Origin of the sequence: Tunturiibacter gelidiferens (assembly GCF_051013345.1) — a bacterium.
GTDB lineage: Bacteria > Acidobacteriota > Terriglobia > Terriglobales > Acidobacteriaceae > Edaphobacter > Edaphobacter gelidiferens_A.
Genome location: NZ_CP132939.1, coordinates 4,505,893 through 4,525,478 on the forward strand (window position 1 = coordinate 4,505,893; position 19,586 = coordinate 4,525,478).

At 55.4% G+C, this 19,586-nt stretch carries 16 protein-coding genes and 3 pseudogenes; 14 read left to right on the plus strand and 5 right to left on the minus strand.

Annotated features, from left to right (window positions below; genetic code table 11):
• Positions 1–84 precede the first annotated feature (84 nt).
• The 7 genes and pseudogenes from RBB80_RS22515 to fumC all read left to right on the plus strand — a co-directional run bounded on the left by RBB80_RS22515 (position 85) and on the right by fumC (position 6,871).
• Positions 85–1,043, plus strand: a protein-coding gene (locus RBB80_RS22515; RefSeq protein ID WP_433964472.1) for an IS5 family transposase whose coding sequence is annotated in 2 segments (ribosomal slippage) — positions 85–640 and positions 640–1,043 — 960 coding nt in all. Because the reading frame shifts where the segments join, the coding sequence is not laid out codon by codon here.
• A 217-nt stretch (positions 1,044–1,260) separates the two neighbouring features.
• Positions 1,261–1,638: a hypothetical protein gene (locus tag RBB80_RS22520; RefSeq protein ID WP_433964590.1), complete on the plus strand. Its 378-nt coding sequence runs from the start codon at positions 1,261–1,263 to the stop codon at positions 1,636–1,638.
• Positions 1,619–2,050, plus strand: a complete 432-nt coding sequence (locus RBB80_RS22525; protein WP_433964591.1) for an AAA family ATPase — start codon at positions 1,619–1,621, stop codon at positions 2,048–2,050. Before RBB80_RS22520 ends, RBB80_RS22525 begins: the two co-directional genes overlap by 20 nt.
• Positions 2,051–2,142: 92 nt before the next feature.
• Positions 2,143–2,340: pseudogene (locus RBB80_RS22530) on the plus strand (TOPRIM nucleotidyl transferase/hydrolase domain-containing protein); the annotation flags it as partial.
• A 99-nt stretch (positions 2,341–2,439) separates the two neighbouring features.
• Positions 2,440–2,967 carry an AAA family ATPase gene (locus tag RBB80_RS22535; protein WP_433969819.1) on the plus strand — a complete coding sequence of 176 codons (528 nt, stop codon included), beginning with the start codon at positions 2,440–2,442 and terminating at the stop codon, positions 2,965–2,967.
• 677 nt (positions 2,968–3,644) lie between these two features.
• Positions 3,645–5,368: pseudogene (locus tag RBB80_RS22540) on the plus strand (NAD-dependent malic enzyme).
• Between the two features lie 84 nt (positions 5,369–5,452).
• Positions 5,453–6,871 (plus strand): class II fumarate hydratase, encoded by a 1,419-nt coding sequence (gene fumC, locus RBB80_RS22545; RefSeq protein WP_433964592.1) that lies wholly within the window; start codon positions 5,453–5,455, stop codon positions 6,869–6,871.
• A 467-nt stretch (positions 6,872–7,338) separates the two neighbouring features.
• Here the strand turns inward: fumC and ltrA are convergent, their stop codons facing one another.
• Positions 7,339–8,775 carry a group II intron reverse transcriptase/maturase gene (ltrA, locus tag RBB80_RS22550; protein ID WP_433964593.1) on the minus strand — a complete coding sequence of 479 codons (1,437 nt, stop codon included), beginning with the start codon at positions 8,773–8,775 and terminating at the stop codon, positions 7,339–7,341.
• Between the two features lie 479 nt (positions 8,776–9,254).
• Here ltrA and RBB80_RS22555 point away from each other — a divergent pair, with 479 nt between their 5' ends.
• Both RBB80_RS22555 and RBB80_RS22560 read left to right on the plus strand, forming a co-directional pair.
• Entirely contained in the window at positions 9,255–9,821 is a 567-nt protein-coding gene (locus RBB80_RS22555) for an isochorismatase family protein (RefSeq protein WP_433964594.1), read from the plus strand.
• 15 nt (positions 9,822–9,836) lie between these two features.
• Positions 9,837–10,826 carry a GlxA family transcriptional regulator gene (locus RBB80_RS22560; protein ID WP_433964595.1) on the plus strand — a complete coding sequence of 330 codons (990 nt, stop codon included), beginning with the start codon at positions 9,837–9,839 and terminating at the stop codon, positions 10,824–10,826.
• A gap of 152 nt (positions 10,827–10,978) precedes the next feature.
• Here RBB80_RS22560 and ftrA read toward each other — a convergent pair whose 3' ends face one another.
• Positions 10,979–11,932 carry a transcriptional regulator FtrA gene (ftrA, locus tag RBB80_RS22565; protein ID WP_433964596.1) on the minus strand — a complete coding sequence of 318 codons (954 nt, stop codon included), beginning with the start codon at positions 11,930–11,932 and terminating at the stop codon, positions 10,979–10,981.
• 147 nt (positions 11,933–12,079) lie between these two features.
• On the opposite strand from ftrA, the gene RBB80_RS22570 reads away from it, so the two are divergent.
• Genes RBB80_RS22570 through RBB80_RS22580 form a run of 3 tightly spaced genes read left to right on the plus strand, consistent with a single transcriptional unit; the run spans position 12,080 to position 14,451 of the window.
• Positions 12,080–12,544, plus strand: coding sequence for a rhodanese-like domain-containing protein (locus RBB80_RS22570; RefSeq protein WP_433964597.1), 465 nt, complete (start codon positions 12,080–12,082; stop codon positions 12,542–12,544).
• Positions 12,531–13,010: an N-acetyltransferase family protein gene (locus tag RBB80_RS22575; protein ID WP_433964598.1), complete on the plus strand. Its 480-nt coding sequence runs from the start codon at positions 12,531–12,533 to the stop codon at positions 13,008–13,010. Before RBB80_RS22570 ends, RBB80_RS22575 begins: the two co-directional genes overlap by 14 nt.
• A complete protein-coding gene (locus RBB80_RS22580) occupies positions 13,003–14,451 on the plus strand; it encodes a pyridoxal phosphate-dependent decarboxylase family protein (protein WP_433964599.1) in 1,449 nt (482 codons plus the stop codon). The genes RBB80_RS22575 and RBB80_RS22580 overlap by 8 nt, the downstream gene beginning before the upstream one ends.
• Positions 14,452–15,081: 630 nt before the next feature.
• Here RBB80_RS22580 and RBB80_RS22585 read toward each other — a convergent pair.
• Positions 15,082–16,065 (minus strand): transposase, encoded by a 984-nt coding sequence (locus RBB80_RS22585; protein ID WP_433964555.1) that lies wholly within the window; start codon positions 16,063–16,065, stop codon positions 15,082–15,084.
• A gap of 277 nt (positions 16,066–16,342) precedes the next feature.
• On the opposite strand from RBB80_RS22585, the pseudogene RBB80_RS22590 reads away from it, so the two are divergent.
• Positions 16,343–16,450: pseudogene (locus RBB80_RS22590) on the plus strand (helix-turn-helix domain-containing protein); the annotation flags it as partial.
• Between the two features lie 373 nt (positions 16,451–16,823).
• The gene (locus RBB80_RS22595; RefSeq protein ID WP_433964600.1) at positions 16,824–17,348 is read left to right on the plus strand and encodes a hypothetical protein; all 525 of its coding nucleotides are present in this window, start codon (positions 16,824–16,826) and stop codon (positions 17,346–17,348) included.
• A gap of 646 nt (positions 17,349–17,994) precedes the next feature.
• Here RBB80_RS22595 and RBB80_RS22600 read toward each other — a convergent pair.
• Together RBB80_RS22600 and RBB80_RS22605 are read right to left on the minus strand one after the other, a co-directional pair.
• Positions 17,995–18,219, minus strand: a complete 225-nt coding sequence (locus RBB80_RS22600) for a hypothetical protein (RefSeq protein WP_433964601.1) — start codon at positions 18,217–18,219, stop codon at positions 17,995–17,997.
• A gap of 203 nt (positions 18,220–18,422) precedes the next feature.
• Positions 18,423–19,337, minus strand: coding sequence for a bifunctional DNA primase/polymerase (locus RBB80_RS22605; RefSeq protein ID WP_433964602.1), 915 nt, complete (start codon positions 19,335–19,337; stop codon positions 18,423–18,425).
• Positions 19,338–19,586 lie beyond the last annotated feature (249 nt).

Genomic DNA, 19,586 nt, shown 5'->3' on the forward strand with positions numbered 1-19,586 from the left:
CTATGCAAACGGTCTAGGGAGAGTCTGCACAAGTTCTGCATCGCTTGCCTGATTGATTAATCTGATAGCTGCGAGGAGATTGCGATGAAGCAGCAGAGTCTGTCGAGTCAGGGTGTGTTTGAGAAGTACGGGCGGAAGAGTCGGCGGGAGTTGTTTCTGGACGAGATGGAGCAGGTGGTTCCATGGTCTGCGCTGGAAGCCCTGGTACGACCGCACTATGCGAAGGCGGGCAAGGGACGGCAGCCGGTAGGGTTGGCGATCATGCTGCGGACTTACTTTGTGCAGCAGTGGTTCAATCTGTCGGACCCTGGGGTGGAAGAGGCGTTGTACGAGTCTGCGGCGCTGCGGCGGTTCGTTGGCGTGGACCTTGGGATTGCGCCTGCGCCGGATGAGACGACCATCCTGCGGTTCCGTCATCTGCTGGAGAGGCACGAGCTGGGCGGGTTGATGCTGGATGCGGTGAACGTGCATCTGGATGCCAGGGGCATCCGGATCGCGACGGGCACGATTGTCGATGCGACCATCCTGCATGCGCCTTCGTCGACCCAGAACGCGAGTGGCGAGCGCGACCCGGCGATGCACCAGACCAGGAAGGGCAACCAGTGGTACTTCGGCCTGAAGGCGCATATCGGCGTGGACGCGAGGAGGGCATCGTCCACTCTGTGGCGACGAGCGCAGCCAGCGTGGCGGACTGCCACATGTTACCGGAACTGCTGCACGGCCAAGAGCGTAAGGTGTGGGGCGACGGCGGCTATCAGGGCCAGACCGACGCCATCCAAGAGGCCGCTCCGAAGGCACAGGACATGACCTGCAAGCGGACGAAGTTCAAAAACTATGTCGACGAGTTACAGAAAAAGAAGAACCGGAGTAAGTCGAGGGTGCGGGCCAAGGTAGAACATCCGTTCCGGATCCTGAAGCGCATCTTCGGCTTCGACAAAGTGAGATACAGAGGCATCGCGAAGAACCATCACCGCCTGTGCGCGAACTTCGCGCTGGTGAACCTGTACCTGCACCGCAAACGTCTGGCAGTCCTTGGGCAGTAGTGCGCCTGGAAGCCCCGGAAAACGGGCGGATGCGCGTTCCAATTAGCCCTCCAACAGCATCAAACCAACCAAAACCCGCGCATCTTCCATGCCCACTCCCTGACCCCAGAAAGTCAGACGCCTACGCAGAGGTTCCCTAGATGTAATCAAAGCGGTAGAAATCACGCTTTGCAATGAGAAGGCTCCGCCAGAAGACATTCCTGACCTAAAAAGACTCATGACGACAGGTCTCAGAAAAGTTGCATCGATCATCAAGACGGACGACCTACGAGACGTGGTGTACCGCGGGCTTCTTGATCTCTTTACGGAGCGCGAGGGAAAAGCATTCGACTGGCTCGCACGGGTTGCAGAACGGTTCATCATCATCTGCAGTTTAGGATTGGAAAACACTTCGGGAGAAGCTCTCCGCCAATCGCTAACATCTCAAAGAATCATCCTGGATTCCGACATCATTCTGGATTTTTTATGTAAAGCGGAAAGAGACCACAGAACTTCCTCAGATCTATTGAGAGGATGGTTAAAAGTAGGCGGTCATATTTTAGTTTCTCCCATTGTCCTTGAAGAAGTCGCACATCATGCGTGGCATAGCGCCTAGCCAGGATAAAGATCTTTCCGAACTGGCCAAAGAGCTTTCGAGCACACTACAGACGATTGCGCCGGAAGCAGGCGTTCATCTGAAGTGGCTGCCCACGTCGCCCGTTCAGTTTCCTATGCCGAAGGTGGATGTGCAGCTAAGTGATGATGGGCAACCCTTCTCGATCGCCGGCACGGGCCACGGTCTGCAGCGGGCTTTCGTTGTGACGCTCTTACAACATTTGGCGGTCGCGCAACGGAAGCGGGCTGACGCTGAAGCTGCTACACCTGGAGACAGCCCTGTCTCAATACCAAATATTATTTTGGCCATTGAAGAGCCAGAGCTTTATCAGCACCCGACCCGTCAGCGTCATTTGGCGCGGCTGCTTCTATCGCTATCGAAAGGGACGGCGAAGGGCCTCGCAGATAACTAGCGGGCGTCCTGTGTACGATCGAGGGCGCTGCTCCTGGCAATTTCACCGCTGCATCGGTCCAAGCGCGATTGGCTACGATTCTCACTCCATGGTTGAGCGAAGGCTTCTTCGCCGACGTCGTAGTGCTAGTTGAAGGTCCTACAGACCGCGCCGCGTTGATAGGTGTGGCAGAAATGCTCGGTTACGACTTCGATAGCTTGGGAATCGCTGTATTACCGTGCGATTCGAAATCTAAACTATTTACCTCCGCGGCGATCTTCCAAGCCTTCAATTTGCCAACTTACTGCGTCTGGGATGGTGACGCGCATCTAGGACCGACGCAAGGTAATTGCCCAACATGCAGAAAGGCATTGGACAAGAAGCCTAACCCTATCGAAAACCAACGGATCATGCGGCTCCTCTCCCCACGCGACTGGCCATCAGTGGATCCAACCTACTTTGATACCTACAAGGAATATCGAGCGAAAGAGCGGGCAGTGGCGGATCCCACGACCCTGATCCTGGTGGATGAGGCGGATCGCCTTCAGATGAACAGTCTCGAACAGATGAGGTCCATCTTTGACGAGGGCACGGCTGGCATGGTGTTCATAGGCATGCCGGGCATCGAGAAACGGGTCGCTCGTTTTCCGCAGTTCTACTCGCGCATCGGGTTCGTACATGAGTTCCGCCCGCTCGATGCGTCTCAAGTCCAAGAATTGCTTGAAAAACGATGGACGCCTGCCGGCGTTGTCCTCCCGAACGAGCAACTCGTTCCGGAAGTAATAGCAAGTCTCCTTCGGATGACCGGAGGAAACTTCAGGCTCTTGACGCGACTCCTCACCCAGATCGAGCGAGTTCTCAGCGTGAATGACCTTCATGTCATCTCGACTGCGGTCGTTGAAGCCGCCCGTGACAGCCTCGTCATCGGCCCTGGCTAACGCCGAATACGACAAATAATTCTGAACGACTACGACAGATAACTTTCAAAACTACAGCCACGAGCCTCTAATAGAACCATGGTTGACATTCCAAATACCATGTCCGCTTGCCAAGTTTTAAGACCCGATTGGCGTCGTCACCACCGGAAGATGAAAGCCGCGGAAATGGCAAACAAGCCCCGACGAACCCTCTCGAGTGAATCGAGGGGCACACTCACAGGCAGTGGGCTGGATCTCGAGACAAAAATCTTCTCGGCGTCCGGTCGAGGGAGAAACTTTTTTCTTGACATCCCTTTTTATAGAACTCATTGAACGTTGTGAAAGACTTCAAGTTTGTGGGTTTGAGGTCGGATGACGGGCAAACCGGAAATTACCGCGTTACTTCCGTATAGCCGACCATCCGGGAGTTATGTGCAAACGTGATGAACAGGGAGGAACGATATGCGGGTAGCGGGCGACTTCCCTAGTGGGCTAACCGAAGTCATTCGGAAATCTAAATAGATCGAATGCCTAGACGTGAGATGTGAAGGGGCTGCATTTGTCGCCGGCGCTAAGGTTCTTTCTAGGAAGCGGTAATCTTCACGCTGTGTTGAGCGGAGGCAGTGATGAAGCGATCGAATCTTGCCAAAACGAGTCTTATGCGCTGACAATTCAAAGCGAATCTCGGAGGTATGAAAATGAATGAGCAATTGCAACCGACAGCTGACGGAAAGAGCCTTCGGATCTCTCTTTCTGGATTTGACTTGGTCAATTCGCCACGTCTCAATAAGGGAACGGCCTTCACCGATCACGAGCGCGACGTATTTGACCTGCACGGCTTATTGCCACCACATGTAGGAAGTCTTGATGAGCAGATCGAACGCCGGCTCGAAGCTCTGCGAGATCAACCTAACTCCTTCAGTAAATATAGCTTTCTCCGCGGCTTGCAGGACACGAACGAAACGGTATTTTATTCGCTCCTGGCTCGCAATATCGAGGAGATGCTCCCTCTGGTTTACACGCCGACAGTGGGTGAGGGCTGCCAGCGCTTCAGCGAGATATGGAGAAAGCCGCGCGGCTTGTTCCTCAGTTATCCGAATAAGGAGCGCATCGATCAGATACTGAGTCATTCACGCTATGACGATGTGAAATGCATCGTTGTCAGCGATGGGGAGCGAATCCTGGGACTCGGCGATCAAGGTGCGGGAGGCATGGGCATCCCAATTGGAAAGATGGCTCTTTACACTGCACTCGGCGGAATTCATCCGGAGAACTGTCTTCCAATACTGCTCGATGTTGGAACGGATAATGAAGACCGGCTGAAGAACCCGCTCTACATCGGATGGCGGCAGAAGCGGGTTCGCGGCAAAGACTATGACGATTTCGTAGATGTTTTTGTGAACAGCGTGAAGAAGCGCTGGCCGCATGTCCTTTTGCAATGGGAGGATTTTGCCGGCTCCAACGCCGCCCGACTCCTGGCCCGCTATAGAGACCAGTTATGCACGTTCAACGATGACATTCAGGGCACGGCGGCTGTGGCGGCCGCAACCTTGATCTCTGCAATCAAAGTAACCGGCGTGCCACTCGAGCAACAAAAGATCGCGATGGTCGGCTTCGGAAGTGCGGGTATCGGTATTACCAATCTGCTGGCGCAGTTCATACAGGACAGCGGTCTCACGGAAGAGCAAGCGCGCGGTCACTTTTATGCGATCGATCGCTATGGTCTAATCACGGAAAATGGCAAAGATGTACGGCCTGAGCAACTCCCCTATGCGCGCAAAGAACAAGAGGTGCAAGGCTGGAAGCAACCGAATGGAGAGATTACTCTGCTCGACGTTATCCGCCATGCAAAGCCCTCTGTCCTCATCGGGGTCTCTGGCCAACCCGGAGCCTTCACCGAACAGGTAGTTCGGGAGATGGCCAAGTATTCGGACCGTCCAGTCATCTTCCCGCTTTCCAACCCCACCTCGCGCAGCGAAGCGACTGCTCAGGACTTGATGGATTGGACGGAAGGAAGAGCATTGGTCGGAACGGGCAGTCCATTCCAGCCGGTCAACGTTGGCGGAAAAAGATTGCTGTTACCCAGACCAATAATTCGTATATCTTCCCCGGACTCGCTCTTGGAATCATTGCCTCCAAAGCCAAACGTGTGACCGACACGATGGTCAAGGCCGCAGCCGAGGAGCTGGTTCGCCAACTCCCTACCCAGAAGGATAAACACGCAAGCCTTCTTCCACCAATTTCTGATGCGCGGAGGCTCGGTCGCCTAATTGGGGATGCCGTGGGAAGACAGGCGATTCAGGATGGACAAGCACAGGTCGCCAACGAAGAAGAGCTAGACCGTGAACTCGATACGAATATCTGGGAACCAGTTTACGTTCCGTACGAACTCAAACAAGACACCCATCGAGGGAGCGTCTAGCGGACAGATTGTCTGAAGAGCATCGGGACAGTAGCCAGTTAACGGAGAAACCAAAATCGACAGAATAGGCAAGGAGGAATGGCTATGAACAAGGCAGACATGAGAGTAGAGAAGGACTCCATGGGCGACGTGTCAGTCCCCGCCACAAAGCTCTGGGGAGCGCAGACGCAACGCTCGCTTGAGCACTTCAGCATCGGAACGGACCTCATTCCAAGGGAGATGATCGCCGCATACGCCGCCCTGAAAAAAGGCGCGGCCAATGCGAATCATGCCGGCCAGCACCTGGATAATGAACGCCACTCGTTGATCGTCCGCGTGTGTGACGAAATTCTTGCCGGCCAACATCAGGATATGTTTCCGCTCCATGTTTGGATGACGGGCAGCGGCACGCAATTCAATATGAACGTGAACGAGGTTATATCGAACCGCTGCTGCCAATTGGAGGGCACGCCGCTGGGGAGCAAGATTCCGGTTCATCCCAACGACCACGTGAACATGTCGCAATCGTCCAACGATTCGTTTCCATCAGCCATGCACATTGCGGCGGCCGTCAATGTCAAGCAGCGGCTGCTTCCCGCAATTCAGCAATTGCACGATGCGCTCAACGCGAAGGCTGAGGAGTGGAAAGATATCATCAAGATTGGTCGCACGCACATGCAGGATGCCACACCACTGACGCTCGGTCAGGAGTGGTCGGGTTATGCAGGCATGCTCGTCGACAATGTCGAACGGATCGAGGATGCGTTGAAGAGTGTGTATCGCCTCGCGCTGGGAGGCACGGCGGTCGGCACCGGGATCAATTCAGCCCCCGGATTCGCGGAGGCGGTTGCGGCGGAAATCGCCCAGCTGACCGGTCTACCTTTCGTCACCGCGCCGAACAAGTTTGCGGTGCAAGGCGCCCATGATGCGCTGGTGCAACTTTCTGGCTGTCTACGTACCCTGGCGGTGTCGCTCTACAAGATCGCAAACGACATCCGGCTCATGTCCTGCGGCCCACGCGCAGGCTTTGCTGAACTGTTGATCCCGGAAAACGAACCCGGCCCCTCGATTATGCCCGGCAAAGTGAACCCAACACAGGCTGAAGCGCTCACGATGATTGCCGTACAGGTGATGGCCAATGACGTTGCCGCAGGATTCGGTGGTGCAGGCGGCTATTTGGAAATGAACGTTTACAAGCCGCTGATCATCTTCAATATCACCCATTCAATCACGATCCTGACAGATGGTTGCACCAACTTCCGAAAATTCCTCATCGAAGGCACAAAGCCCAACCTGAAGAAGATCAAGGAATACGTGGACCGCTCCTTGATGCTGGTCACCGCGCTCTCGCCGGTCATCGGTTACGACAAGGCATCCAAAATTGCGCATTATGCGATGGACAACGACCTCACGCTGAAGGCCGCGGCGCTGAAGCTCGGCTTTGTCACCGAGGAAGAGTTCGATCGCGTGGTCGATCCGACAAAGATGGTCAAGCCGTATGTAGCCGCTGCCGCCGGAAAGTAGAACAACTTAAGAATCGTTTGCTAAGAATTCTAAACGTTTGGTCTCCGCCGACTAAAGCTCTCGGGATCTACGTTGTAGAGAAAATCTAGGCGTGATGTAATTCGGACCGTAGGGGACTCATATGACCTTGGAGGAGCGTGCCGACCTTGTCCTCGCCGTTGCCCGAGTTCTATATGTCAACGGTCAGTCTACGGACCAGACTTTGGCTTCGGCCGAGAGCTTCGGCCACACCCTCGGACTACACGCTAAGATCATGCCGCGTTGGGGAGAACTGCAACTTGAAGCCCAGGACAGCGACTCGAGACTAATCTCCGCAGTAGCGGCCGATCCCACCGGCGTGGCCATGGGTCGCGTCGCTTCCGCGATGCGGACAATTGAGGACCTCGGAGGCGGTCGACTTGCACCGGCTGCCGCGAGAAGGGTGATCAGCGATATCTCACAAGCGCCGCCGGCACCCACTTGGTTGTTCACGCTCTCTTCGCCGTTACCCTCTCGCTGCTGGTCACTCTTCTCTTCGGCCTCGCCCCGGCCCTCGTATCCGTGAGGAAAGACCTGCGCTCGAATCTGCAAACCACCGGAGTCAACATAAGTGCCTCGCGCGGTGGCGGCCGCATCCGTATGCGTAGTTGCTGCTTGATATCCTGCAGCTTCTTTCGCATCCGCTTGCGGATTGTCATGCGCCGCACAGCAAAAGACCCGTTTCCGTTCTTCCCGCTGATATGCGTGAAGCCAAGGAAGTCGAAGGTCTCCGGCTTGCCTTCCCCTCTTCGTTTCCGGTTCGGCTCGGCATACCGCCCGAACTCGATCCGGCGCGTCTTGTCCGGGTGCAGTTCCAGTCCGAACTTCCCCAGCCGTTCTCCCACGCTTCTGCGAAAACGGTCTGCGTCGGTTCCCCACTGGAAGCCGAGGACGATATCGTCCGCATACCGGATGACGATCACCTCACCTCGCGCATACTTCTTGCGCCAGACATCCACCCAGAGATCGAACACATAGTGGAGATAGATGTTGGCAAGGAGCGGCGAGATCACCGAACCCTGCGGAGTACCCGTCTCCGTGTCCGACCATTTGCCTTCCTCCATCACCCCGGCCTTGAGCCATTTCTGGATCAGGCGCAGGATGCGGCGGTCGGCGACGCGATGCTCAACGAACTTGATCATCCATGCTTTGTCGAGATTATCGAAGAAGCCCTGGATATCGGCATCAAGCACATAGTTCACCTTTCTCTTCACGAGCGCATAGGACAGCGCATCCAGCGCTTGATGCTGGCTGCGCCTCGGGCGAAATCCATACGAGAAGCCGAGGAAGTCCTCCTCATAAATCTGGTTGAGGATGGTGCTCACCGCGTGCTGGACGATCTTGTCCTCCAGGGCGGCGATCCCGAGCGGACGTTTCCGTCCGTCGCCTTTCTCGATGAATACCCTTCTCGATGGCAGCGCACGGTATGCTCCGTGATGCAACCGGCTGTGCAGATCAACGACTCGATCCTCCAGCCCGGCCTCATACTCCTGCCATGTCACCCCGTCCACTCCAGGGGCGGCTTTGCGCTTCAGAGAGCCAAAACTGTCCCTGAGTAGATCGACCGTGACATGGTGGAGCAGGGCGGTGAACTTCATCTCCTTGTGTTCCCTTGCTGCTTTCCGCACACCCGCCAGTCCTTGTGACACGCGTGCCCCGCTCTGTGTCGGGAGCGTGCTGGCCTGATGAGTGTTCTCCTTGATCAGCGGCCTTCCCTCCTCACTCTCCGCCATCGACTGCTCGACTTTGTTCGAATGATTCATCGGTAATACGCCGCTGTCCGACTCCTCGGATGCGTACACGCGGGCATTGCGGCCTGAGCCTTCACCCACCGTCCTGCCGCTGTTGCCAGCAGGAGCATTCGAGGTCTCCCGGTTCTCGTGCATCAAGCTTCCGGACGTGTCTGGGGTCTTCGACTACGCAGGACCGACAAGGGACTCGCGATATCGCCCCCGCCGTGTTGCCTTCCACCAAGTCAAAAACGTCGGCGTCCTGATTGCATCTTTTCGGAGCTCAATACCCAGCCCGCCAGTACCCCTGTTTACGCTTCGCCTTACACCTCGCGGTGCCCAACGCAAAACTCGGGGCCGAGTGGTTCGCTACTCCTTTCTCGTAGGACTCTTGCATTCCCTGCTTCATGCCGGTTTAGCCCGGCGCACTGACTTGGCGATTATTCAATAGTTGAGTAACGTGCAGGATCTCCGCTGGCGCGAGTGTAGAGGATAGCTTGTTTGCATGGTCCGATCAGCATAGCGATGTCCTTTTTAGTCCTGTCTTAAGCTTTATGATGTCTTTCAGTGCATGAGGATGCCGTCTAGGATTGACTCATTGACGACGAAACAATCGTCTCAAAAAGGGAGCTTCGATGTTTGATTCCAATACCGTAATACTTGTCATTGATGCGCAGGAATCCTTTCGTCACCGGCCCGATTGGGACAGTAACGAAGCGGAGAGGTCGATCGGGCGACTTCAGCAATTGATCGACGGCGCAAGGGCTCAAGGAATTCCAGTAGTTCAGATCTTCCACGTTGAAGAGGAAGGGGTCTTCTCCCTGTCCTCGGGACATGTCAAGGCCATTACCGGCCTATCGATTGCACCCGACGCAATCTTCTACAAGCATCGCCACAGCGCTCTCGTTGGTAGCGGACTGGATGTATGGCTGGTGCAGAATGGCATTCGTAGGCTGATTGTGTCCGGTGTCCGCACGGAACAGTGTTGCGAGACGACGACACGGCATGCTTCTGACATCGGTTATAACGTGGACTATGTAACGGAGGCCACCTTGACATTTGCCATGACGGACCGGCGTGGGCGTGTGTGGAGTCCGCAGGAGATCAAGGAACGCACGGAACTGGTGTTGGAGGATCGATTCGCACGCATCGTTACGGTGGAAGAGGCTCTGGAGGGTGCGAAGCGAGAGCTGGCTGCTTGAGGTTCAGATAAGAAGATGAAGCCTATTACCGTATATGTCCTGCTTCTTCAGCGGACGCTGCTGCTTGATGCGGCGGGTCCGTTGGAGGTGCTGCGCGTGGCGAACAGGGAGCAACAAAAGATTCGGTTCGAGGTGCGCTACGTCGGTCCGGAGGCCTCTATAGTCAGCTCAATCGGGATCACTCTCGCGGAGATTGAACCTTTGCCGAAGACTCTGCCGGACGGCGCTATGGTAGTGCTTTCCGGCGACGTGGACTACATGATGATGCCGGGCATTCAGGTCGCTCCCAGGCAAGTTGGGGACCGGGATGCAGCCGTTGTGAAGTGGCTGCGGACGGTGGTCCGGCCGGGGCACAAGGTGGTATCGATTTGTTCTGGTGCGTTGTTGGCGGGTAAGGCAGGGCTCTTGGACGGGTATACCTGCACGACGCATCACAGCTCCTGCGCGGAGCTTGCGGCAATCGCTCCGAAGGCAAAAGTGCTGGAGAACCGGCTGTTTGTGGAGGATAGAGAGCGCTACTCGAGCGCGGGTGTGACGGCAGGAGTGGACCTAATGCTGCATATTGTGGCGCAGCTTACGGATCTCGCGCTGGCAGTATTCATTGCACGGTACATGGTGGTGTATCTGCGCCGCAGTGGATCGGATCCGCAGCTTTCGCCGTGGCTGGAGGGGCGCAACCATATTCACCCGGCGGTTCACCAGGTACAGGACGCAATTACGGCCGACCCAACCAAGGACTGGACATTACGCGCGCTGGCGAGGATTGGGGGCGCAAGCAGCAGGCATATCACGCGACTATTTCAGGAGTATGCGGGAATGAGCATTACGGACTATAAAAACGGTCTGCGGGTGGCGTTGGCTCGTGAACTGATTACTCAGACGTGTCTGGACATGGAGCAGGTGGCACAGCGAGCGGGGTTTGGATCGACGCGGCAATTGAGGCGGGCCTGGGGACGGTTGTATGAGACCGCACCCAGCGAGGCGCGCAATCATGCGATGGGGTGATCGGGTGGTTTTATGTTGGGGCTCGCTGGATGGGGGGCCACTCGGGCACTTAACCTCAGTTGCGAGAACAGGCCAATGCACTCATCCAGAATCTCAGTAGTCATTCGGTCTGGTTGATGAAGAAGCGCGTTTGGCGGGACAAGTCATGGCTTTCAATGATCAGGCTCTATTGCAGATCTTTGAAAACGCGCACGATAACTATTTGGGGTGAGTTTGACCCGTGTGCGAAAGTGATGGCGCAGTGTGGGGGCAGATCCAAATCCACAGCGGTCCGCGACTTCTTCTACTGAAAGTGCTGATGTCTCGAGTAGATCTTTGGCCCTTCTGACTCGCAACGACGTAATCCAGTCCAGTGGGCTATTACCAGTGGTCTCGGCAAACCGGCGGCTCAACGTGCGTTTGCTCATACGAGCCTGGCTCGCAAGCTGCTCCACTGTAATTGAATTGTGCAGCCTGACCTGGACCCATTCCAGGAGGTACGCAAGCCAGGGGCTCGTCTGATCGCCAATAGGCTTGTCGATGAACTGTGCCTGCCCACCTTCCCGATGCGGAGAGACTACTAATCTTCGGGCGACATTGTTGGCGATGAGTGTGCCAAAATCATTCCGAATGATGTGCAGACAAAGATCGATTCCGGCTGCGCTTCCTGCGGAGGTAAGGATGTCGCCATCATCGACGTAAAGGACATCCGGCTGAAGCTGGATCAAAGGAAAAGCGCAGCGAAGCTTATCGACATATTTCCAGTGGGTCGTCGCACGCCTCCCATTTAGCAGCCCCGTGGCAGCAAGCACGAAAATACCCGAGCAGATGGAAACGAGTCGCGCTCCCTTTTGATGTGCTGCGATAAGAGTGCGGATGAGCCGCTGTGGCGGTAGCTCATTCGGATCACGCCACCCAGGGATGAGGATGGTATCGGCATCCAGCAATCCTTCGAGTCCCTTTTTCGGTAATACGCTGATGCCTCCGGTCGCGTGCAATGGGCCCTTTTCCAGCCCGCAGACCTCGAAGGCATACCAGTGGTCAAGTTCAGGACGCGGCAATCCGAACAGCTCGACCACAATCCCAAACTCGAAGGTGCAGAGCCCCTCGTACGCGAGCGTTGCCACTCTGTGGAGCGGAAGAGGCCGACTTGCCGTCTTAGAACGTGTTGGCACGTTCTTTACGATAATTGGCATTTGGGCCACTGGCAAGAATGCGACTCGGCATTCATGCTGCAGATGTAACTATTCTTCACAAGCGAAAGGTAGATCGCCATGTCCTTCATCGATATCGCACAGCCAGAATTGGTTCAGGCAGCTAATCCCGTCTTTAAAGAGATCAGCCGAGTTCGGGAGGTTGCTCCTGCACCATCGCCAAATGCATTCGAACACTTCACAAAGCGGCTCACCTTCGAGACGGATTGCGCGGATGTCTATTCCTCCTTCGCTTCCGACAGGGTTGATTTCGTTCTCGTCGATGTTCGCGGACGTCAGGGCTACAGCAAAGGCCACATTGGCGGTGCGATCAACATTCCTCTGCTCACGATCACGGAAGACCGTATGAAAGAGTATGTCCAGGAGACTGTATTCGTCGTCTACTGCGCAGGCCCGCACTGCAATGGGGCGAACAAGGCTGCCATCCGGCTCGCTCAGATGGGTCGGCCGGTAAAAGAAATGATCGGAGGCATCATCGGCTGGGTTGATGAGGGATTCACCCTGTCCAGGAATGACAGAGCATAGAGAGCGAATTTCCATCCGCGCCGCCACGCCGATGGATGGCCCTGCGATCCTTGACATGCTTGCAGATTTGGCATCCTTCGAAGGCGCGGACCATCATCCGCGCCTGGATGTCACCTCATTAGAAAGAGATGTCTTCGGTTCTGTGCCGCGATTGCATATCGCTCTTGCAGAACAAGCAGCCGAGAGTGGATTCATGCAATCTGCCGGGTTCGTCTCCTGGTTCGAGAACTATTCGAGCTGGGAGGGCAGGGCCGGGGTCCACATCGGGGACCTATGGGTCTGCCCGAAGTTTCGCGGCCACGGCGTAGCATCCGCGCTGCTTCGCCATCTTCTCTCCAGGCACGAGGGCGAACGAATCGACGTCTTCGTTGTTCGTGATAACGCAGGAGCTCGCGCCTTCTATCGACACCTCGGATTCAGGGAGAAAATGGAGTGGTGTCTCTACAGGATCGAAGCCAATGAATGATTCTCAAAATAGTAGCACCTCACTTGCGCTCGACAGCGAGACCCGAGCTTCATTATGGAAGCTCGTTGCCGCTACAATCGAAACTTACCTGCGAACCGTCGACGAGCTGCCCGTCTCGCCCACCCTCGATGTCACCAGGGTACGTAGCTTCGCCGAATCGTTCACATTTGAGCAATCGTTTGCGCCCGAAGAGGCATTTCGCCTGATCGCCGCAGAACTCATTCAGTCTCAGGTTCACACGCCTCACCCTCAGTACTTCGGACTCTTCAATCCAGCGCCAACAGCAATGAGTATTGCAGCGGATGCACTGGTTGCAACGCTCAACCCACAGCTTGCGGCGTGGAGCCACAGCCCACTCGCCGCCGAAATGGAACGGCATCTGGTGATCTCGATTGCAGATAAATTTGGCCTGCCCCGCGGTCAGGTTGACGGTGTATTGACTAGCGGCGGAGCTGAGGCCAATCAGACTGCCCTGCTGACAGCCCTCGCACAGCGCTGGCCGGAGGTAACTTTATGCGGTTTACGTGGCTTGAAAGAAGAACCGGTCTTCTATGTTTCGGCAGAAGGGCATCATTCGTTCCTGAAGGCCGCTCGAGCCGCGGGACTTGGGGCCAGTTCTTTGCGAGAAATCGAGGTCACAGATGATTTGTGTATTGATCTGGATTCGCTTCGCGCTGCCATACACCGAGACCACGCTAACGGGCACGCGCCATTCCTGCTTGTCGCCACGGCGGGCACCACCGGGGCTGGCGCCATCGATCCGCTTCCCAATCTTGCCTCTCTCGCACGAGAACATGGCTTATGGTTTCACGTCGATGCAGCATGGGGCGGAGCGGCAGCCTTGGTTCCCGAACTCCATTCCGTCCTCGATGGTATCGAGCTGGCAGATTCCATCACATTTGACGCTCATAAATGGCTTTCTGTATCGATGGGCGCAGGCATGTTTCTGACGCGGCATCCGGATATCCTCAGCCGTTGCTTCGCAACACAGACTGCATACATGCCCAAAGAAAGCGAAGGGATGCAGGTCGCGGATCCGTTTGCGCATTCGCTGCAATGGTCGCGCCGTTTTATCGGTCTCAAACTTTTCTTAAGCCTTGCCGTGGCCGGATGGGATGGCTATGCCGCTGCAATCAGGCACCAGACGGAGATGGGTGAACTGCTACGTAATAGATTGATCAAAGATAAATGGAAGATTGTTAACCGAACACCTCTGCCGCTTGTCTGCTTCACTGATGGAGAGACCGAGTGGGACACGAATACCTGCCAGAGGATTGCTAATGCAGTGGTTGCGTCCGGTCAAGCATGGATTTCTACAATTCAGCTCGGTAAACAGAAGCAACCCGCACTTCGTGCTTGCATCACCAACTACCAAACCAAACCGCATCACATCGATGCTCTGCTCGATGTTCTAAACCACGTACGCCGACCTAAACGGTAAAGCAGTTGACGACTAGAAGGACGTTTACACGAAGGAGGCACATGCACGTCGGAGGGTGTCGGTGATTGCCACAGAGGCTCGTTAAGGAACGGTCAAAGTGATACGGGCGAAAGCTCCCTTTGGCTCCAATGCAATTTGTATGCGTACTGACGCCACCACCACGGGCTTGCTCTTTATGCAATTTCAAACGTCGGACTTGATCATCAATGAGTTCTATAAAAGGGATGTCAAGAAAAAGTTTCTCCCTCGACCGGACGCCGAGAAGATTTTTGTCTCGAGATCCAGCCCACTGCCTGTGAACGTGCCCCTCGATTCGCTCGAGAGGTTTGTCTTGGCTTGTTTGCCATTCCGTGGCTTGCATCTTCCGGTGGTGACGACGCCAATCGAGTCTTAGACTTGGGCAAGCGGACCTGGTATTTGAATGTCAACCATGGTTCTATTTGAGGCTCGTGGCCTATCGCTATTTCTGGTTATCCGAGGAGGCATAGCGTGCATTAGTGACTCGGTGCCGAAGCACACAAGGCCGAACTCATTGACTGATACTCACCTCGAACCGAGCGTCTCGAGAACCCGACCGACCACCACCTAAGAGAATGGCCGGAGATGGAAAGGCCTCCTTATCAGAGACGCTCAAGCTTCTTGCCGATGCAATTGTGTGGCGTCGAAATCCACTCCTTTCTTCCAAATCGTTAGAGTGATGCTGGCAATCTTGCGTGCCAGGGTGAGACGCGCCATCGTCGGTCGCATTCCTTTTTCAAGAAGAGCAACATAGAAATCGTACAGGGGGCCAGGGTGAGTGCTAGCGGAGATCGCAGCCCCTTTGAAGAGATTCTTCACATCGGGATTATGGTTGTTACTCAGGCCACGCACGGTCATGCGCTCCCGGTTTCGTTGCAGTTTCCCTCGGACGTAGCGATACTCGCCGCTGTCGTGGGTCTCCAGCGCGAAACCACTGTAAGCCCACAGCTGGCGCTTGCTACGGAAACGGTGGGGCGTCTGCAGCTGCGCAACCAGCAAGGCTGCACGAATCGGACCGATCGAAGGAATCTGGCGAAGCAATTTCACGGCATGATGCTTGCGGCTCTCGGTCAGCAAGTCGCGTCGCGCTTGCTGACGCACTGGTTGCAGCAGATCCAGTTGCTGATAGAGCCGTTCGGCCCGGAGACGAACTCCGGGTTCCGGGATCTTGTCTAACCATTCTGTGCGATGCCGCGGTGCATAGACGCTGGTACCGCTACAGGGAATGGCCCAGCTTCGGTAGAGGGCTTTGATCCGATTCATGACTCGTGTGAGATCCTTCGTAATGGTTAGGTAGCTGCGACCTAATTCTTTTATGGTGCGCATCCCGTGCTCGCCATGGTAAACCGACGTGAGCTGGTTGCCACGCAGCAGCTCCGCCAGCTTTCGCGCATCGATTCGGTCACTCTTGCTGCCGTCTTTCAACAGGGCGTTCTTGCGCGGATCGCAGACCACGAGATGGGTGACGTGAGGTTTCAGCAGGTCATGTAACCAGGCCGCAGAGACTCCTTCTTCGAAGGTCACCGATAAACTTCCGTGTAGCCCTTGGAGGAACTCAAGGATCGTGGCCGCTTTCGTCTCCAGAATACTTTCCATGATCAACTTCCCCGGGAATCTGTGACTGCAGCCGAGATCGTTGCTTGGTGGACGTCCATGCCGATATATTTCTCTTGGCTCATAACGCCGCTCCTTTCGGTAGGTGGTGATACGAATAACCACAACCTACAGCAAAGTGGGCGCCTTTTATATTGCGTGTTAACGCGATAGCGCTCATTGAGAAGGCCGTGGCAATCACTTTGCCGGAAAGCCGTGCGAGCTCAACCGGTCGATGCAACACCATCTGATAAATCATTTCTTTTTATAGGTGGTGTTTATGACAGAAGGAAGACGGGTTAGGCTTTCCGCGGAGCAGAGGACCGAGATATGGCGCCGCTGGAAGGCGGGAGAGTCGTTGCGTGAGATTGGGCGCGCCTTTGGCAAAAAGGTCAGGTCTGCGCTTGAGACCTCGCTCGCGCCTCTGGAACTGCCTTCCAAGACCCTCGAGATTTTTAAGAACAAGGTGAGGAACCTGAACTCGCGCTCTCAGCATTCGACTAGCAAGGATTTGATGGATGAGTTGGGGTTGGTGCTGAGTAGCCGAGAGAAGCGGGCACACGATGCTCGCCACGAGTCCGCTCACGGCAAGGATGATGAGGTCGATATCGAGTGGATTCGCGATCTCAAATTGCTGCGTGTCCTCTTCCATCGCATCTTAATTGCCATGACGCAGGCCGACGACGAATACTACGATTACTTCACTTTGGGAAACCCGATTCGGAAAGTGAAGAAACCTGTGCCAGGACAATAAACACACGATGACCGTCTGCATTATTTCAATCGATCACTACCTCCAGTATGTAGAAGCGGAGACCGACAGCGAGGCCCTGCGTACCTCCAAGGCGCGTTTACGAGCCATTCTTTTGCAGCGGTTCAGCGAAGGAGCGTTGAGCGCTATCTTTGAAGAGTGTTCCCCGGCCAAGCCGTCGATAGCCCAGGCACTCGCCGAAGCCAGCGGAATCCCTTGGCACAACATCTGCATGTCCACAGAAGAACGAGTCGCAGCCGGTATCTTCGATGCACTCCAGAATCGCCCCAGCTCTCCGGATTGGGACGACATGAGCTGCAGCATCGAATACCGCATTCCGGAAGATACGATTCGCGAAGCCTACTTCGTGCAACGCATCGAGACCGCGGCCACGCCCGACCGGATCACGCTCGTACTCTTAGGCGATATGCACGTGCAGGAAGTCGCCAACGCACTCTCCGCCCAAGGGCATCAGGTCGAAATTGTGCAGGAGCTCATCGCGAAGAAGCGCTGGGCCGATCCGAGAGAGGTTTAGCCGCTTCTTGTAATGGTAATCGGAACGAAACGGTGCCGCATGCCGACGCGTACCAATTGCCGCATGATCCAGTCCTCGACCCTCGTGACAGGTGGCCGCACTCCACGAAGCAAAACGTACTGGGCTACCTGACGAAAAGCCGACTACCATTACCGATTTTCTTGCTCCGCGCAAACCCAAACGGCTTGCCGACCGTAGCTTGGGAAATCTTTGACGAGCTACAGCCCAACTCGAAGTTAGGCATGCTCCGCCTTGTAGTCCTTGAATACAGCTTGGATTCATTGCGTAGTCGATTAACAACAACGGCTTGACTCGGCCTCAGTTGAGAGGCCCACTCCAACTTTTATGAGTGAGTAGCTATTCGACGGAAATTGATCCAGAGTTTGTCACAAATGCGCTCATGCACTACCCCGAGCTTCATCCAGGCGAGCGATAAGGCTGCCGCGAGAGGCATCGATCAGGATCAGACCCGCCAATCGTTATGGTTATTCAACTCCCCTCCGAAACTCTCGGATCTCACCGACATACCTACCGATAAATCAAAAAATACATGCATGTGAAAGTGAAGGATTCCCAGGCCATTGAGCAAGGAATCCTCCGCTATCAGGGAGGTGTGGTAAGTCGATTGATGCGTCGTCAGATTGGGCTAAGACTTCTGTCCATCCACGAATTCGACCGCGATCCGCCGCCAATCTGCCACATCTGCTACATCCGGTCCGAAGATGGCGCCGTACGATAGCCCGACGGATTCGCGATGGCGAACCTGATTACCTTCCGAGAGGGTGAGTTCTCCGTGGTAATCGTCGGTGCGTGTTACGGTCACCTCGTACGTGCCGTCAAGGGTAGAGGTCCACACTACGTTGTCTTGCATTGATGACTCCTTGTTAGGTTGGACTTGTGCCGTGCTGCGTCAGGCACGGGTGGCACAAGTGCATTGCATGATGTCGCCAGGACCGGCGATTTCTGTTCGGCTGGTTGACGTTCGGATGCGCAAATACAGGAGGCCCGGTGCAGGCTTCCGCATTCACATGCGAGTTTGACGGAGAAAATTTGAGAAGTTACGAGGGGCTATCCCTACGCGGCGATCAGCTTGTTGTACTGTTCGGAGGTGAGATTCAGCAAGACGCTGCCGTGACCGATTCTCATTTCCCGGTAAAGACGGACGCGGTTTTCGTAATTTATGATTGCTCCACCGCGCATAGCTAGCGAAACGACCGTCTCGCTGGAAGGGTAGATGAGCGTTTCTCGAATCCTTGCAACTCCAGATGATTCGTAAAAATCACAAAACCAACGGTCGCCCTTCCGCTCAAAGCGGAGCAGTACACACTGGGCAACATTTGGCAGTCGGCTAAACGCAAGGAGTTGGACTCCACCGTGCCTGCTACCGCCCTGGTGAATGCGTTCCATCAGCCACTCGGACGCAGGCAGGGCTGGGGCTTCCCTGTCAACGTACTCGCAGTAAGGATGGACGTGCATACCTGGACCGGGGATGGGAACATAACTCTCCTCCCCCAGAAGGCAAGCGCCGGGCGCAATCACGCCGCATTTGCATATCGGCAATCCGGCTGCTGGCCATTCCAGAAATGTGAGAATCTCATTTGGGCCGCGGACCTGCAACGTGCGCGAGATGCGAGGATCACGTTCGCCAAACTCCCGCATAGTTGCTAAACCGGTATCGAGAGGGAACTTGATGGCGAATACCCTCGACTCCTCTCCGGTCGCCACCGCCCAGTTGCACTCGGGATGTATATTCTCCCAATGTTCGATTTTGGCCTCATTTGGAGGTGGCGTCGTGCCAGAGTGGCTGCGACACCGCAAAGCGGCTGCTATGCACGAGTGGAAATATCTTCCACCCGCGATTAGCAGCCAACGACAGATATGCAATATGTTCAGTTTATTTTGCCAAGCGGAGAGTCCGTATATTCGGAGTTCCGCTTCCAGAGAGCCATTACCCCCGACCCGACGGGCGACGAAAATTGTGCGGCACAAGGTAGAAGTGGCTCTAAAAAGTAAGCGTCGACGTTGGGTCGTCTCGACAGCGCATTTTCCATCGGCAAGCTCTTTGTAGGCATGGCTTGATGCTGTGCGTGCGAGGAGCAGATGGAAGCGGCTGAGCCGATTGTTCGAAGAAGAAGGATCGATCCCCTTTGACGGCTACGATCTGATTTGAATGACCGTGAGGGGAGGACGAGGTTCTACAGGCTGATTTGCAGCGTTGCGAGAGGAGAGAGGAAATAT

Coding starts and splice junctions, on each gene's coding strand:
- RBB80_RS22600 (WP_433964601.1), bottom strand. CDS start 18,219: ATGCAAGACAACGTAGTGTGGACCTCTACCCTTGACGGCACGTACGAG.
- RBB80_RS22560 (WP_433964595.1), top strand. CDS start 9,837: ATGAAGCCTATTACCGTATATGTCCTGCTTCTTCAGCGGACGCTGCTG.
- RBB80_RS22580 (WP_433964599.1), top strand. CDS start 13,003: ATGAATGATTCTCAAAATAGTAGCACCTCACTTGCGCTCGACAGCGAG.
- RBB80_RS22535 (WP_433969819.1), top strand. CDS start 2,440: ATGCGGCTCCTCTCCCCACGCGACTGGCCATCAGTGGATCCAACCTAC.
- RBB80_RS22520 (WP_433964590.1), top strand. CDS start 1,261: ATGACGACAGGTCTCAGAAAAGTTGCATCGATCATCAAGACGGACGAC.
- RBB80_RS22525 (WP_433964591.1), top strand. CDS start 1,619: ATGCGTGGCATAGCGCCTAGCCAGGATAAAGATCTTTCCGAACTGGCC.
- ltrA (WP_433964593.1), bottom strand. CDS start 8,775: ATGCACGAGAACCGGGAGACCTCGAATGCTCCTGCTGGCAACAGCGGC.
- RBB80_RS22570 (WP_433964597.1), top strand. CDS start 12,080: ATGTCCTTCATCGATATCGCACAGCCAGAATTGGTTCAGGCAGCTAAT.
- fumC (WP_433964592.1), top strand. CDS start 5,453: ATGAACAAGGCAGACATGAGAGTAGAGAAGGACTCCATGGGCGACGTG.
- RBB80_RS22555 (WP_433964594.1), top strand. CDS start 9,255: ATGTTTGATTCCAATACCGTAATACTTGTCATTGATGCGCAGGAATCC.
- RBB80_RS22575 (WP_433964598.1), top strand. CDS start 12,531: ATGACAGAGCATAGAGAGCGAATTTCCATCCGCGCCGCCACGCCGATG.
- RBB80_RS22595 (WP_433964600.1), top strand. CDS start 16,824: ATGACCGTCTGCATTATTTCAATCGATCACTACCTCCAGTATGTAGAA.
- RBB80_RS22585 (WP_433964555.1), bottom strand. CDS start 16,065: ATGGAAAGTATTCTGGAGACGAAAGCGGCCACGATCCTTGAGTTCCTC.